The following is a 14,366-nucleotide window of genomic DNA, read 5'->3' on the forward strand; positions in this document are numbered from 1 at the left end:
ATCCGATGCCCGATTCGCCCGATGCTGCCGCTGCTGTCGAGCCGCCGCTCGCCGGGATGCGAGTGCTGGAAGTGGCCACCGGCATCGCCGGGCCATTCGCCGGTCGGCTGCTCGCGGGTGCCGGCGCGACGGTTGTCAAGATCGAGCCGCCGGACGGCGATCCTGCCCGGCGCCAACCGGTCGACGACGTCCCGCTGCACAACGGCGAGCTGAGTCCCCTGTTCGTTCATCTGAACGCAGGGAAGCTGAACTGCGCAGCGGACGATCTCGACCCGTCGTGGCCCGACGTGGTGATTGCGAGTGACACCCTGGCGGGGCTCGCCGGCACTCCGTGGGACCCGCAGCGACTGGTTGCCCGCGCCGCTGCGGGCGACCCGGCACCCAAGCTTGTGACGGTCACCGCCTGGGGTGCAGACGCAGACGACCCGGGCGTCATTGCCGACGAGCTGTTGGTGCAGACCGCAACCGGCTTCCTGGGCTTCAACGGCGACGAGGGTGCCGAACCGCTGCGCCTCCCCGGCTGGCAGGCCCAGTACACCGCGGGCGGACTGGCGGCTTGGGCTGCGCATTTGATCCTGCGGCGGCCCGAGACCCACATGGACGTGTCGTGGCTGGGAGCGCTGCTGACAGGGGTCGAGCTGTGCTACTGCGATGCGCTGCACTGCGAGCGGCCGCGGCCGCTGGTGGGGCCGCATCCACCGACTGCCTACCCCTCGGGCGCGATCCGCTGCGCCGACGGTTACGTGTGCCCAGGATCGATCCGCCGTGACGACTGGGAAATGCAATGCCTGCACCTCGGCGTGCCCGAGTGGATCGACGATCCTGAGCTCAGCCACCGGCATCGCCGGGTCCGTCATGTCAACAAGATCCGCGAGGTGATCGAGCCGTGGTACGGGGCGCGCACCAAGCGGGAACTCTTCCAGTTCGCACTCGAAACGCCATGGGCCGTCGGCATGGTGATGACCCCGCTCGACGCGCTGGCAGACGAACACCTCGCTGCACGCGGCTTCCTCGGCAACATCGAGACAGCCGCCGGCCCAGCGGTCGGACCGATCCGACCGTTCAACACCCACGGCGTGCCGGTGCCGAATCAGCGGGTCAGCGATCAGGGCACCGACGCGTTCCCCACACAGGCATCGTTGCCAGAATCGGCTCCAGCCCAGGCCGGAAGCGTTCGGGTGCTCCGCGGTGATCTCGCATCAGAGGACCGCCCCACCTCAGCGCTTCGACCCGCCCGGAGGCTGCGGGTCATCGAGATGACCATCGCTTGGGCGGGCCCCTATGTCGGCAACCTGCTCACGCCGCTCGACATCGACGTCATCAAGATCGAAGCGCAGAACCCCTTCGACGGCTTTCGCACACAGCGCCCCTACGACAACGGCATGGCACCGGGTCTCGAACACCTCGTGGCAGACAATCGCTTCTACGAGGCGGGCGGCCACTTCAACGCCGTCAACAAGGGCAAGCGCGACTGCGTGGTCACGCTTGCCACGCCCGAGGGCCGGGACGCGTTCATGGAGCTGGTGCGCAACTGCGATGCGCTCGTCGCCAACTTCTCAGCACACGTCTTGCCGCAGCTCGGGCTCGAGTTCGAGACGCTGGCAGAGGCCAACCCCCGCATCGTGCTCGTACGCATGCCTGCATTCGGCATCAACGGTCCGTACGCGGACGCGGTCGGCTATGGCTCGATCATCGAGGCGATGGGCGGGCTCGGCCACCGGCAGGGATACGAGCACGAAGGCGCCCGCATCTCCAACATCTACTTCCCGGACCCCATCGCCGGCATCGCCGCGGGATTCGCCCTGCTGAGCGGCTTGCACCACGCCAAGCGCACCGGTCGCGGCATCGAAATCGACGTCTCCCAGCAGGAAGGCACCTGGCAGCACAGCGGCGAGGCCATCGTGCTGGCCTCGACAGCCGGGCGCGACATCGGCCGCATGGGCAACCGCGAACCCGGCGCAGCATGGAGCGGCTTCATAGAAGGCACAGACGGCTGGCTCGCGGTCATCACCGATGCCCCCGCCGACGGCCCTGCTGCCGGACATGACGCTGCCGGGGCCGATGCACCATCGAAAGATCCGACTGCCGAGCGCTATGCCGTCAGCGTCATCGGGGGATTGCTCGATGAGGTGAGAGCGAATGGCGGACGGCCCGTGCAGACCCGAGCCGAGCTTCAGGCAGCACTGCGTCTCGCCGGTACCCGCACTGAGTTCTGTTGGGATCCGTGGACGGCGCCGGACAATCCCCAGCTCGCCAACCACCTCGACGTCGTCGAGCACCCGGTCACCGGCCACAGGCGCCACATTGCGTCCCCGTTCACCCTCGACGGAATCCGCCCTACCCCCGCAGGGCCCGCCCCCCTCTTCGACCAGCACACCGACGAAGTCCTCGCCGAAGTAGCCGGCCTCTCAGCCGACAAGATCACCGACCTGCGAACCAACGGCGACATAGGAGGCGAACTCCCCCCGCCAGCAGAGCTCGGCTTCGTCTACGACTGACAACAAGAGCGAGACAACACCTGCGGGCTACCGTGCGCCAATGCGCATCGAACCGTTCCAGATCGCCGTCCCGGAAGAGCAACTCGACGACCTTCGCGACCGCCTGAGCCGCACCCGCTGGCCCGAGCCCGAACCCGTCGACGACTGGTCGCAGGGCATCCCGCTCGCCTACGTCCAGGAAGTGTGCGACTACTGGGCCAACACCTACGACTGGCGAGCGCGCGAGGCCGCTCTCAACCGCTTCGACCAGTACATGGCCGACGTCGGGGGCATGGTCGTGCACTTCATTCACGTCCGCTCTCCCGAGCCCGATGCGATGCCGATCGTGATCACTCATGGCTGGCCGGGTTCGGTAGTCGAATTCGCGAAGGTCATCGAGCCCCTGGCCGACCCCGTCGCCCACGGCGGGAACGCAGCCGACGCATTCCACGTCATCTGCCCGTCGCTTCCGGGGTACGGCTTCAGCGGCAAGCCGTCCGAGCCGGGCTGGGGCGTCGAGAAGATCGCCGACTGCTGGGCCGAGCTCATGGCCGGCTTGGGCTACGACCGGTTCGGCGCCCAGGGTGGTGACTGGGGCTCAGCCGTCACGAGCGCGCTCGGCAGTCGCCATGGGAATGCCTGCATCGGCATCCACCTGAACATGGTGATGCGCGGCAGCCGCCCTAAGGATCGTGAGCCCAACGAAGAGGAACTGTCAGCCCTCGCAGCGGCGAAGCACTACAACGACTGGGATTCGGGATACTCCAAGCAGCAGTCCACCCGTCCCCAGACCCTGGGCTACGGGCTCACGGATTCTCCCGCCGGACAGGCCGCATGGATCCTGGAGAAGTTCTGGGCGTGGACGGACTGCGACGGCCATCCTGAGAACGCGCTCAGCCGTGACGAGATGCTCGACAACATCATGCTGTACTGGCTGAACGCCACTGCGGCCTCGTCGGGACGTCTCTACTGGGAGAGCTTCCGGCAGATGCCCCGCATGAAGGTGGACGTGCCCACCGGGGTGGCCAAGTTCCCCTCCGAGATCATCCCTCCGGTGCGTGCCTGGTCCGAGCCGATCTATTCCGACATCCGGCACTGGACCGAGATGCCCGCTGGCGGCCACTTCGCTGCATTTGAACAGCCCGATCTCTTCGTCGACGACGTGCGGGCCTTCTTCAGCTTGCTGCGATGAGCCAAGGCGCGCCCGAAGCGTCTCGAAGGCTTTTCCGATGACGACGGGCGATTCCGGGCCATTCCTGGCGGGGAACACCATGGATCGGCCGTTGCTGGTCTCGACCCTCATTTCCTATGCATCCCGCAGCCATGCCAACACCGACGTCGTGGCCGTCGACTCAGCGGGCATCACCACGCGCAGCACCTGGGGCGAGGTCGGTGAGCGAGCGCGACGGGTGTCCGCTGCGCTGGTTGCCGACGGCATCCGGCCTGGAGACCGGGTGGCCACCATTGCCTGGAACGATCACCGCCACCTCGAGGCCTACTACGGCATCTGTGGCATCGGCGCCGTCTTGCACACCGTCAACCCACGCCTTCATGACGACCAGCTGGCGTACATTCTCAACGACGCCGCCGACAGCGTCGTGCTGGTGGACCCCTCCTTTGTCGAGATCGCTGCCCGTCTCGCCCCACGTACACCCAGTGTCCGCCGCTGGGTGGTGCTCGGGCACCTTGATTCGCCCGTGGGCCTGCGGGGCGAGATCGCCTATGAGGACTGGCTGGACGCCGTTCCGGGCCGCGCAACGTGGCCCGAATTGGACGAGCGTGCGGCGGCAACGCTCTGCTACACCTCTGGCACTACGGGCAATCCCAAGGGCGTTCTGCAGAGTCACCGGTCGATCGTGCTGCAGACATGGGCGTGCTGCACCGGCGATGGCCACGACGTTCACTCGGGTCATGCAGTGCTCGGTGCGGTCCCCATGTTCCACGTCAACGGCTGGGCGCTGCCATTCGCCACGGCGATGAGCGGCGCAAAGCTCGTGCTGCCCGGACCGGACCTGAGCCCCGAAGCGCTCGTCAATCTCATCGAGGCCGAGGACATCACCTTCTCAGCAGGCGTTCCCACCATCTGGCTGGGGGTCGTGCAATACCTGCAAGCCACGGGTCGCACCGTGCCCACGCTGGGTAAGGTCGCAGTCGGCGGATCTGCGGCGCCCCGTGTGCTCATCGACACGCTCGAGGACGACTATGGCGTCACGGTCAGCCATGTCTGGGGCATGACCGAAATGACCCAAGGAACTTCGGGACGTCTCACACACCGGGTCGAGCGAATGGAACGAGACCACATGCGAGCCCGCCAGGCCAAGGCCGGCCGTGAGCTGTACGGCATTGAGCTGCGAGTGGTCGATGAGGAGGGAGCCGACCTGCCACGCGACGGGCACGGCGTCGGCGAGATCCATGCTCGCGGCCCATGGATGTGCGGTGCCTACTACCGCGGCGCGCACGCTGATCCCGACGCATTTACCGATTCGCACCTGCCCGAAGCCGAAGGCGGCTGGCTGCGCACGGGCGACGTCGGCGCCCTCGACTCCGAGGGCTATCTCACCCTCACGGACCGGTCCAAGGATGTCATCAAGAGCGGCGGCGAGTGGATCAGCTCGATCGAGCTGGAGAACGCTGCCCTTGGGGCCCCGGGGGTTGCGGCAGCAGCCGTCATCGGCCTGCCGCACGAACGCTGGGGCGAACGCCCGCTGCTCATCATCGAACTTTTCGAAGGTGCCACCCTCGATCACGCAGCAGTGCTCCATGCCATCGGGCCACGAGTTGCCTCATGGTGGCTGCCCGACGACATCGTCGTCATCGACACAATCCCCCTGACCGGCACCGGCAAGATCGACAAGAAGGCGCTGCGAACCTCCTACTCGGGGCACGTCTGGCCGCAGAGCTAGCTCGGGGCCGCGCCGACCTGCGCGATGACCCTGCCGGTAGCATGTGAATCGGATGCGCGGACCGCGTTGCCGAGTCCGTGCTCTGGCCGCTTTGGCGGCCACCGGCACTGCTGCGCCGAGCGAGGTCACAAGCCGCTTGGCGCCGGGGTTCGCCCCGCGTGTCGTTTCCCTACCGCCCGTATCCCGACAGCAAGGTGTGAGTCATGGCTGCTGGTCGCACGACGTTCGAGAAACTGCAGAGGGACCGGGCCAAGAAGGCGAAGGCCGAGGCAAAACGGGCCAAGCGCATGGGCAAGATTCCCCTCAGCGGCCCACTGGTCGCGGCCGACCCCGAACTTGATGACGGCGACGGTGCCGTGCTCGACGGCAACCTCGACGAGGAGCTGTCTGCTGGCGATCTGATTCGTCTCGTCGAAGAGGTACAGACCCAGTTCGACAACGACGAGATCTCTTTCGACGAGTACGAGGAGCGCAAGATCGAGCTCCTCGCCCGCCTGCCCACCGACTGAGAGCCCTCGACGCGGCCCACGAGCCGTCGAGGTAGTCGCCTGCTTGGGGATCGGCGCTGCGCTGGCCGCCATCGCACCCTCGCTGGTGGTCCTCATCGCCATGCGAGGACTTCAGGGGATCGGCGCGGCGATGATGGCCACGGCATCGCCGCCTATCGGCACAGCCTCTGAGTCCCGCACGGACGCTGTCGGGGCATTCGAACCTCGCCTTTTGGTACGTTGATCGTATGAAGCGCAAGAGTTTCGAGCACATGGCGTGCCCCATCGCGCAGTCGCTCGAACTCGTTGGTGAGTGGTGGACGCCGCTGATCCTGCGTGACACCGTCCTGCTCGGGCTCACGCGCTTTGACGACATTCAGAACGACCTCGGCATCGCGCCGACGGTGCTCACCAGCCGGCTCAATCGTCTGGTCGAGAGCGGCCTGCTCAAGCGCCGCCAGTACACCGACCGCCCACCGCGGTTCGAGTACATCCCGACTGAGGCGGCTGAGGACTTCAGGCCGGTCTTGGGGGCCCTGGCTGAGTGGGGCCAGAAGTGGACCAGCCTCCGCCCAGCTGACGCCAGTTCCTGACAAACAGCAGCCCGAGCCCAGCAGCCCTATCCGTCGCTGGGGGCTGTCGCAGCGGTCCTTCGATGCACAGAAACGGCGTAGTCGCCCCCGCTGAACGGGGCGCCCTGCCACGTCGAATAGCGCGACTCGAGAACGAGACCATTGCATTCGGCGAGCGCGTCGTACACGTGCAGCTGTAGATACGCGTCGCTGAGCTGGAAGCCCGCGACAAGAGCGCCGCCGGGGCCCAGGTGCGCCGCAATGTTGGCCACGACAGCAGCCTCAGTACCCCGCTCGAGAAATATCATCACGTTGCCAGCGGCGATGACTGCGTCGAACAGGCGCCGCCCGCCCGCAGCCTCCGCGACGACGGTGTTGGCCAGATCCCCCTGGATCCACGGCAGGTCGGACGTCTTGGACCTTGCGAGGTCGAGCATCGCCGGGTCGAGATCGATACCGACGACGTCGTGACCGCGTCGCGCTAGCTCGATAGCTACCCGACCAGTCCCGCATCCGGCATCCAGCACGCTCCCGCCCGGCGGGACCAGCGAGCCAACCAGATCCGCTTCGCCGTGAATCGATTCGCCGCGCGCGGCCATGCGCGCCCAGCGGTCGTCGTATTCGGCCCCGCGGGGAATGTCGCCTCGATCTTCCCAGCGGCTCAGCGGTCCTCCCAGTTCGGATCGCGCCGTTCCGCGAACGCTGAAGCACCCTCGATGGCATCTGCCGACCCAAAAACCTCCTCGAGCGCCGGCTGCTGGTACTCCCAGAAGTCGTCCTCGGATACGCCCAGCACATCGCGGATGAGCCGCTTGGAGGCACGAACGCCCATCGGTGCATTTCGGGCGATTCGCTCGCCGAGTTCTACGGCGACGTTCACCGCCTCGCCCTTCGGGCAGACCCGGTTGACCATGCCGTGCTGGTGTGCGACTTCAGCGGTGATCGGCTCTGCTGTCAAGGCCATCTCCATGGCCAGGCTGTAGGGAAGCTGGCGCGGCAGGCGCAACAGCGCACCGGCGCCTGCGAACAGGCCCACACCCACTTCGGGGATGCCCAGCACCGTGCCTTCAGATGCCACGATGAGGTCGCACGACAGCGCCACCTCCAGACCCCCCGCCAGGGCGAAGCGCTCCACAGCGGCGATCAGAGGCTTTGCAGCACTGCGTTCGGCGATGCCGGCGAATCCGCGGCCGGGCGGGTTCGGCATGGCGTCGATGCCACCGCCGCTCACGAAGGCCTTGAGGTCCATGCCTGCGCTGAAGCCGCGCCCCGCCCCGGTCAGCACGCCGACCCGCACGTCAGGATTCGCATCAAGGCCATCGAGCGCCTCGCCGAGCGCCTCCGACAGCGCCATGTTGAACGAGTTCATTGCATCGGGGCGGTTCAAGGTCAGGATCTGCACATAGCCGCGCTGCTCAGTCAGCACAAGCGGTTCATCGCTCACGGGATCTCCCTGTTGGTTGGCGGTAGCGGAGACATGCCGGTGCGCATCGGCTTCGGCCAGCGCAGTTCGGCAGCGTCTCGGGCGCCGACAGTAGCCTCGCTGCGCGGCCCGGAGCGAGTGGGATCGGGCCGATCGGGATCGGGCGAGGGCGGCATGGCAAGCGACGGCACGACCTCGGACGGCGAGCAGCCGACCGGCCCATCGTCGGACGATGTCCCTCAACCCGACAGCGAGGTCGCCGACTTGCTGGCACGCATCGAGATGGCAGAGCCATCGGAGGCTCCGATGCTGGTCCAACTCCTGGCCCGCACGCCCAGCTTGCAACAGGCAGATGGCCCGGTGGCCCTGCGAGCGGCCCGCGCGCTCAGCGTCCACGGCGGGCCGCAACTGCTGTCGATTGCCGGGGAGCTCGCCGCACGAGCGCACCGCGACGGCCAAGCCGGTGCTGGGGTCGTCTTCGCTGAATGCACCGACAAGATGAGCCTGCTCAGCGGCCGACCTCAGCAATTCGGCACGGTGGTCACGAGGCACCTCGGCGACTTGGTGCTCGCACCGACCGACGGCTCCGTCGACGACGAGTCCCGGAATCGCATGGGCTTGCCCACGCTGGCGCAACGCCGTACCGAGATCGATCGCAGGAACCGGGAACTTGCCCGAGAGCGAGCCGAGGACGGTGGCCTTCCGCCGGGTCAGCGGATATGCCGGGTCTGGCACGACCCCAGTCCCGAATTCCTGGCTGCCCAACTCGACGCCAACCCGGCCGGCTGCTGGAACGACGGCGACGAGCTCACCTTCGTCTGCCGCAGCGACGCCGCCGGCGTGCTTCCGGGCCCCGTCATCGAACTGCCCATGTGGCGGGTCGGCAACGGCGACGACAGCGACCTGTGGGCGCTCAGCGTGCGCATCGAACGTCTTCCAGAAGCAGTGATCGGCTACGGCTTCTGGCCCCTCGACGACGCCGGAAGTCTGCTGGGCGGTCAGCGCGGCCCGGTGCCGCACCGCTTCCGCGGACCCGAGGCTCCCGCCGAAATGCCCTCGCACCGTGACGACGAACTGCAGGGCACGACGCAAGTGCACACGGTCGACAGCACCTCACTGCGCTCGAAGCGGAAGGCCACCGTGTACTTGCCGCCCCAGCACACGGCTTCGGAACGTCTGCCGGTGCTCTATGCCACAGACGGCAACATGATCGGCCCCTATCTCCGGCGCCTCGACGCCGGGATCACGAACGGGACCGTGCCCCGCTTCGTGCTGGTCGGGGCCCACGCTGCGCCATTGGGCGGCTATGGCAATGAGCGGGCCATGGAGTACCTGCCCGGCTTTGACAACGATCGCTTCGACCGCCATCAGCGCTTCTTTGTGGAGGAGCTGACGGCGTGGGCCGAACAGTCTCTTGGCGTCTCCGGTGACCGAAGCCAGCGCGGCGTGTTCGGCGCATCCGATGGCGGCGGGCACGCACTCGCCGTCGGGCACATGCACCGCGACAAATTCGGCCACGTCATGGCTTATTCCACTGGAATGCCGCCAAACGAGCGCATGGACTGGAACTCCGCCAAGGCCCCGTTCGTTCATCTGTGCGCGGGAACGCTGGAGGGTGGCTTCCACCAAGCCACCGAGGCGTGGGCGGCGTGGCTGCACTTCGCAAAATCGCCCCACGAATGGACCGAGCGGGTCTGCGGGCACGACCTCATCCAGTGGATCGAGGAATTGCCCCGCGCGGTCACCCGCGCTTGGGGCTGACTGCCTAATCGCGGAGTAGGTAGCGCTTGATCTTGCCGGTGGCTGTCTGGGGCAATTCCTCGACGATGCTGACCCAGCGCGGGTACTTATACGGCGCCAAGCGCGCGCGCACATGAATCTGGACCGCTTCGGCAAGGCCGTCAGTGGCCGCGCCGGGAGCCGGTACCACGAAGGCGCTCGGCTTCGTGAGACCCGCTTCGTCGAGAGCGCCCACCACTGCGACGCTCAGCACACTGTCCATCTCCAAGATGCAGGCCTCGACCTCGGCGGGTGACACCCAGATGCCGCTGACTTTCATCATGTCGTCGGTACGCCCTAGACAGGCGTAGGTGCCATCGGGATTGCGCATGTAGGTATCGCCAGTCGCGAGGAACCGGCCGTGCAGCGCCTTGCGGTTCTGCTCGGTGCGATTCCAGTAGCCCGCCATGACCGACTCGAAGGCGATGTGCAATGCGCCCGGCTCCCCGTCGGGCACTTCGTTGCCGTCTTCGTCGCGGAGCGACACCTCGCAGCCTTCGATCGGCGTACCGCTCGTGCCCGGCACCGAAGCGCCCGGCCGGTTGGTGATGACGATGTGCACGATCTCGGTGGTTCCCAAGCCATCGAGGATCTCCACGCCAAAGCGTTCGTGGAATCTCCGACCTATGTCTGCAGGAAGAGGTTCACCAGCGGAAACGGCCTGGCGGACCGACGCGAACGTGTCGACCGGCAGATCTGCAGCGAGCAGCTGCGCGTACGAGGTCGGGACGCCGAAGTACAGCGTCGGCTGGTACCGGGTCACATGTGCGGCGATGTCTTCGGGTGTCGGGCGGGCCGGGTTGAGCACAACCTTGGCTCCAGTGGCGGGAGGGAAATAGCCGGCATTGCCCAAGCCGTAGGCGAAGAACAGCTTTGCGACCGAATAGACCGTGTCGCTGGGCCCCATGCCCAAGATGTCGACTGCGTACCGGTCGGTGACAGCGCTCATGTCCACGTGCCGATGCATGGCGCCCTTGGGATGGCCGGTCGTGCCGGACGTGTACAGCCAGAACGCGACGTCATCGTCGATGGCCTCGAACGGATCGCCAACGGCCCCAGGGTCACCAAGACCGGAGTCTTCGGTGTCGTCGAGCGTCCATCCCAGGAACCGCTGGTCATCGGCAGCCGGCAAGACCTCAGCGGCGAAGGGCGGCGAGTACACCAGGCCTACAGCTCGGCTGTCCCCAAGCAAGAACCGGTAATCGGCAGTACGAAACAGCGTCGAGACCGGCACCGGCACCGCGCCAATCCACATGGCTCCCCAGAACCACCACAGGAATGCCGGGGTGTCGGCGCAACACAGCATCACTCGCTGCTCGCGCTGTAGGCCGCGTTCAGCCAGCGCAGCAGCGGCGGCGCGCACGCGCTGCGCCAGTTCGGCCCGGGTCAACTGGCTGCCGCTCGGGGCGTCAACCACCGCTACGTCGTCGGGCGCGGTCGCGGCCGGCTCGATGACGAATCGGTAGACGGCGTTCGCGCTCACGCGTGGCCTCCCTGACGCTGCCGGTGTCGTTGCGAACACTAACGATGCACACTCATCGTGTGAGCACCGAACACGGCGTGTACCTCGACTTCTTCGGCGATCACCGTCCGTGGCGGCATTGGACTGTTCGGGTAGACGGTCCGGTCGCCACACTCACCATGGGAGTGCAGCCCGACGGCGGCATTTTCACCGGCTGCGAGCTGAAGTTGAACAGCTACGACATGGGCGTCGAGCTGGAGTTCGCCGACGCCATCCGCTGCATCCGCTTCGAGCACCCAAGTGTCGGATGCGTCGTGATCGAAAGCGGCTACGACGGGGTCTTCTGTGCCGGCGCCAACATTCGCGCACTGGCAGCCGCGACGCATGCCCACAAGGTGAACCTCTGCAAGTTCACCAATGAGACCCGGCTGGAGCTCGAAGAGGCCTCAGAGCACAGCGGGTTGCGATTCCTCGCGGCGGTGGGTGGCGCGTGCTCGGGCGGCGGTTACGAACTGGCGCTTGCCACCGACCACATCTTGCTCGTGGACGATCGCAACACGGCAGTGTCTTTGCCCGAAGTGCCACTGCTCGGAGTCCTGCCCGGCACCGGCGGGCTGACCCGGCTGACCGACAAGCGGCACGTTCGCCGCGACCGGGCCGATGTGTTCGCCACCAAGGCCGAAGGACTGCGGGGACAGGTGGCACTCGAATGGGGTCTGGTCGACGAGTTGGCGCCGCGGACGGCGTTTGCCGAGGCGGTGCGCGCGCGGGCGGCTGCATTGGCTGCGAAGAGCCGCGCCAGCGGCCCCTGCGCAGACAGCGAACCGGTAGCGCTCGAGCCGCTCGGCTTGGGGCCCAATGATGACGGCAGCGTGATCGGCGAATTCGTGGCGATGGCACCGGATCGTGAACGGGCGTGCGCCGAAGTGCTGATCACAGCGAGTCCCGATCCCGCATGGCCGTTGCGAGCCACCCGGGAGCTGGATGCGCTGCTGTGCCACCTGCGCTTCAACGAGACCGATCTGGGCACGATCGTGCTGCTCACCGGAGGCAACCACACAGACGTGACAGTCCACGACCGTGCGCTGCGCGAACCCGCCAGCCATGCCGAAGTCGAGACCTCACTGCTGTGGCGCCGGACACTGTCTCGCCTCGACCTCACTGCTCGCACGCTCATCGCTGCAATCGAGCCTGGCTCGTGCTTCGCCGGCGTGCTTGCCGAGCTGGCACTGGCTGGCGACCGCACGTACATCCTCGACGGCGAGTTTGTCGACGACCGTCCCGGCGATGCCGTGGGAGCGCGCGTGCGTGCCCTGCGAGGCGAGGTGATCGGACCTCATGAGCCCGCCGTCCTGCTGTGCTCCGAGCTCAGCCTGGGAACGATGCCCATGGCCAACGGCCTCACACGGCTGCAGTCGCGGCTGTGGGGCGACGAAACAGCCATTGCCGCAGCCGCCCGCACCATCGGTACCCCGCTCGACGCGCAGGCCGCTGCTGAGGTTGGACTGGCGACCGCGACGCCCGACGACCTCGACTGGGATGACGACCTGCGGTTGGCGATCGAAGAGCGCGCCGCATTCTCCCCCGATGCGCTGACCGCCATGGAGGCCAACCACCGGTTCTGCGGCCCCGAGACCATGGCGACGAAGATCTTCGGGCGGTTGTCGGCCTGGCAGAACTGGATCTTCATTCGTCCGAACGCAACCGGACCACATGGCGCGTTGACCCGCTACGGCACCGGGACTCGCCCGATCTACGCCCAAGACCGCGTCTAAGGTCCCGCGTCTAACCTCGCTGGGCGGCAGTGACGCCCCGAGGGGCAGGCACCTCCCGCTGGAACGCAGATGACCAAGGTCGACTACAGCGAGCGCATTCCCAACAATGTCGGACTCTCGCAGGATCGGCGGCTGCAGCGTGCGCTGGAGGGCTGGCAACCCAAATTCGCCCGTTGGTGGGACGAGTTGGGCCCCGCCGGCTTCTCGGGAAACGACGTGTACCTGCGCACCGCAACCGACACAAGCGCCGAGGGCTGGGCGCACTTCGACTACGTGAAGATGCCCGATTACCGCTGGGGGATCTTCCTCTCGGCGCCCAAACCCGATCGCCGAATCGGCTTCGGCGAGTCGATGGGTGCGCCGTTATGGCAGGAGGTGCCCGGCGAGTTCCGCAGCGAGCTGCGCAGGCTGATCGTGATCCAAGGCGACACCGAGCCAGCCTCGGTGGAACAGCAGCGCTACCTCGGCCAGACCGCTCCGTCGCTGTACGACCTTCGCAACCTCTTCCAGATCAATGTCGAGGAGGGTCGCCACCTGTGGGCGATGGTGTACCTGCTCCACGCACACTTCGGCCGCGACGGCCGCGACGAGGCCGAGGCCCTGCTCGAGCGGCACTCGGGCGATCCCGACAATCCCCGCATCCTCAACGCCTTCAACGAGAAGACCTCCGACTGGCTCTCGTTTCTGGCGTTCACGTATTTCACCGACCGCGACGGCAAGTACCAGCTCGGTGCATTGGCCGAGTCGGCGTTCGATCCGCTCGCCAGGACATGCGAGTTCATGCTGCGCGAGGAAGCGCACCACATGTTCGTCGGCGCTACCGGCCTCGGCCGAGTTGCCCAGCGCACCTGCGAAGTGATCGTCGAGCACGACACCGACGACGTTCGCCCCTTCGGCGCCATCGACCTGCCGACGCTGCAGAAGTACATCAACTTCCACTACGCAGTCTCGCTCGACCTGTTCGGCGCCGAGGCTTCCACCAATGGTGCGAACTTCTACACCGCCGGACTCAAGGGCCGTTTTGATGAGTCCAGTTACGATGACGACCATGTGCTCACGTCGTCCACGTTCACCTGCACTGAGGTGGTCGACGGCGCCATGGCCGCCGTGGAGCGGCCGTCCCTGCAGGTGGTGAACCTGCAGCTGCGCGACTCGTATTCCGAGGACTGCCAGAAGGGGCTGCGGCGCTGGAACCGGCTGATCGCCGAGGCCGGCATTGACTTCGAGCTGACGCTGCCACACCCTGGCTTCAACCGCGCCGTGGGTGTGTTTGCCCCCTTCGACATCACGCCTGAGGGCCGCGTCGTCAGCAGGGCTGAATGGGAGGCAACGTGTGAGGACTGGCTGCCCACTGACGCCGACCGCGACTACATCAACTCGCTCATGTCGCCCGTCTATGAGCCGGGGCGCATGGCCGCTTGGATCGCTCCCCCGGGTCGCGGCATCAACACTCGGCCCGTCGCCTACGAATACGTGCGCCTGTAGCC

At 66.8% G+C, this 14,366-nt stretch carries 11 protein-coding genes; 8 read left to right on the forward strand and 3 right to left on the reverse strand.

What is annotated here, in order from left to right:
* Window positions 1–5 precede the first annotated feature (5 nt).
* The 5 genes from ACOQPH_RS07380 to ACOQPH_RS07400 all read left to right on the forward strand — a co-directional run bounded on the left by ACOQPH_RS07380 (window position 6) and on the right by ACOQPH_RS07400 (window position 6,461).
* Window positions 6–2,498 (forward strand): CoA transferase, encoded by a 2,493-nt coding sequence (locus tag ACOQPH_RS07380; protein WP_420623987.1) that lies wholly within the window; start codon window positions 6–8, stop codon window positions 2,496–2,498.
* 40 nt (window positions 2,499–2,538) lie between these two features.
* The gene (locus tag ACOQPH_RS07385) at window positions 2,539–3,669 is read left to right on the forward strand and encodes an epoxide hydrolase family protein (protein WP_420623988.1); all 1,131 of its coding nucleotides are present in this window, start codon (window positions 2,539–2,541) and stop codon (window positions 3,667–3,669) included.
* Between the two features lie 37 nt (window positions 3,670–3,706).
* Entirely contained in the window at window positions 3,707–5,380 is a 1,674-nt protein-coding gene (locus tag ACOQPH_RS07390; protein WP_420623989.1) for a long-chain fatty acid--CoA ligase, read from the forward strand.
* A 203-nt stretch (window positions 5,381–5,583) separates the two neighbouring features.
* Window positions 5,584–5,889, forward strand: coding sequence for a hypothetical protein (locus ACOQPH_RS07395; RefSeq protein ID WP_420623990.1), 306 nt, complete (start codon window positions 5,584–5,586; stop codon window positions 5,887–5,889).
* A gap of 227 nt (window positions 5,890–6,116) precedes the next feature.
* Window positions 6,117–6,461 (forward strand): winged helix-turn-helix transcriptional regulator, encoded by a 345-nt coding sequence (locus ACOQPH_RS07400; RefSeq protein WP_420623991.1) that lies wholly within the window; start codon window positions 6,117–6,119, stop codon window positions 6,459–6,461.
* 26 nt (window positions 6,462–6,487) lie between these two features.
* On the opposite strand, the gene ACOQPH_RS07405 is transcribed toward ACOQPH_RS07400, so the two are convergent.
* Window positions 6,488–7,039 (reverse strand): class I SAM-dependent methyltransferase, encoded by a 552-nt coding sequence (locus ACOQPH_RS07405; protein ID WP_420623992.1) that lies wholly within the window; start codon window positions 7,037–7,039, stop codon window positions 6,488–6,490.
* 62 nt (window positions 7,040–7,101) lie between these two features.
* Window positions 7,102–7,884, reverse strand: coding sequence for a crotonase/enoyl-CoA hydratase family protein (locus ACOQPH_RS07410; protein WP_420623993.1), 783 nt, complete (start codon window positions 7,882–7,884; stop codon window positions 7,102–7,104).
* A gap of 153 nt (window positions 7,885–8,037) precedes the next feature.
* Here ACOQPH_RS07410 and ACOQPH_RS07415 point away from each other — a divergent pair, with 153 nt between their 5' ends.
* Entirely contained in the window at window positions 8,038–9,624 is a 1,587-nt protein-coding gene (locus ACOQPH_RS07415; RefSeq protein ID WP_420623994.1) for an alpha/beta hydrolase, read from the forward strand.
* 4 nt (window positions 9,625–9,628) lie between these two features.
* Here the strand turns inward: ACOQPH_RS07415 and ACOQPH_RS07420 are convergent, their stop codons facing one another.
* Entirely contained in the window at window positions 9,629–11,125 is a 1,497-nt protein-coding gene (locus ACOQPH_RS07420) for a benzoate-CoA ligase family protein (protein WP_420623995.1), read from the reverse strand.
* Between the two features lie 44 nt (window positions 11,126–11,169).
* Between ACOQPH_RS07420 and ACOQPH_RS07425 the strand changes: the two genes are divergently transcribed.
* Window positions 11,170–12,879 carry an enoyl-CoA hydratase-related protein gene (locus ACOQPH_RS07425; RefSeq protein WP_420623996.1) on the forward strand — a complete coding sequence of 570 codons (1,710 nt, stop codon included), beginning with the start codon at window positions 11,170–11,172 and terminating at the stop codon, window positions 12,877–12,879.
* Window positions 12,880–12,948: 69 nt separating this feature from the next.
* Entirely contained in the window at window positions 12,949–14,364 is a 1,416-nt protein-coding gene (boxB, locus tag ACOQPH_RS07430) for a benzoyl-CoA 2,3-epoxidase subunit BoxB (RefSeq protein ID WP_420623997.1), read from the forward strand.
* Window positions 14,365–14,366 lie beyond the last annotated feature (2 nt).

This window comes from Candidatus Poriferisodalis sp. (assembly GCF_965221945.1).
Classification (GTDB): domain Bacteria; phylum Actinomycetota; class Acidimicrobiia; order Acidimicrobiales; family Poriferisodalaceae; genus Poriferisodalis.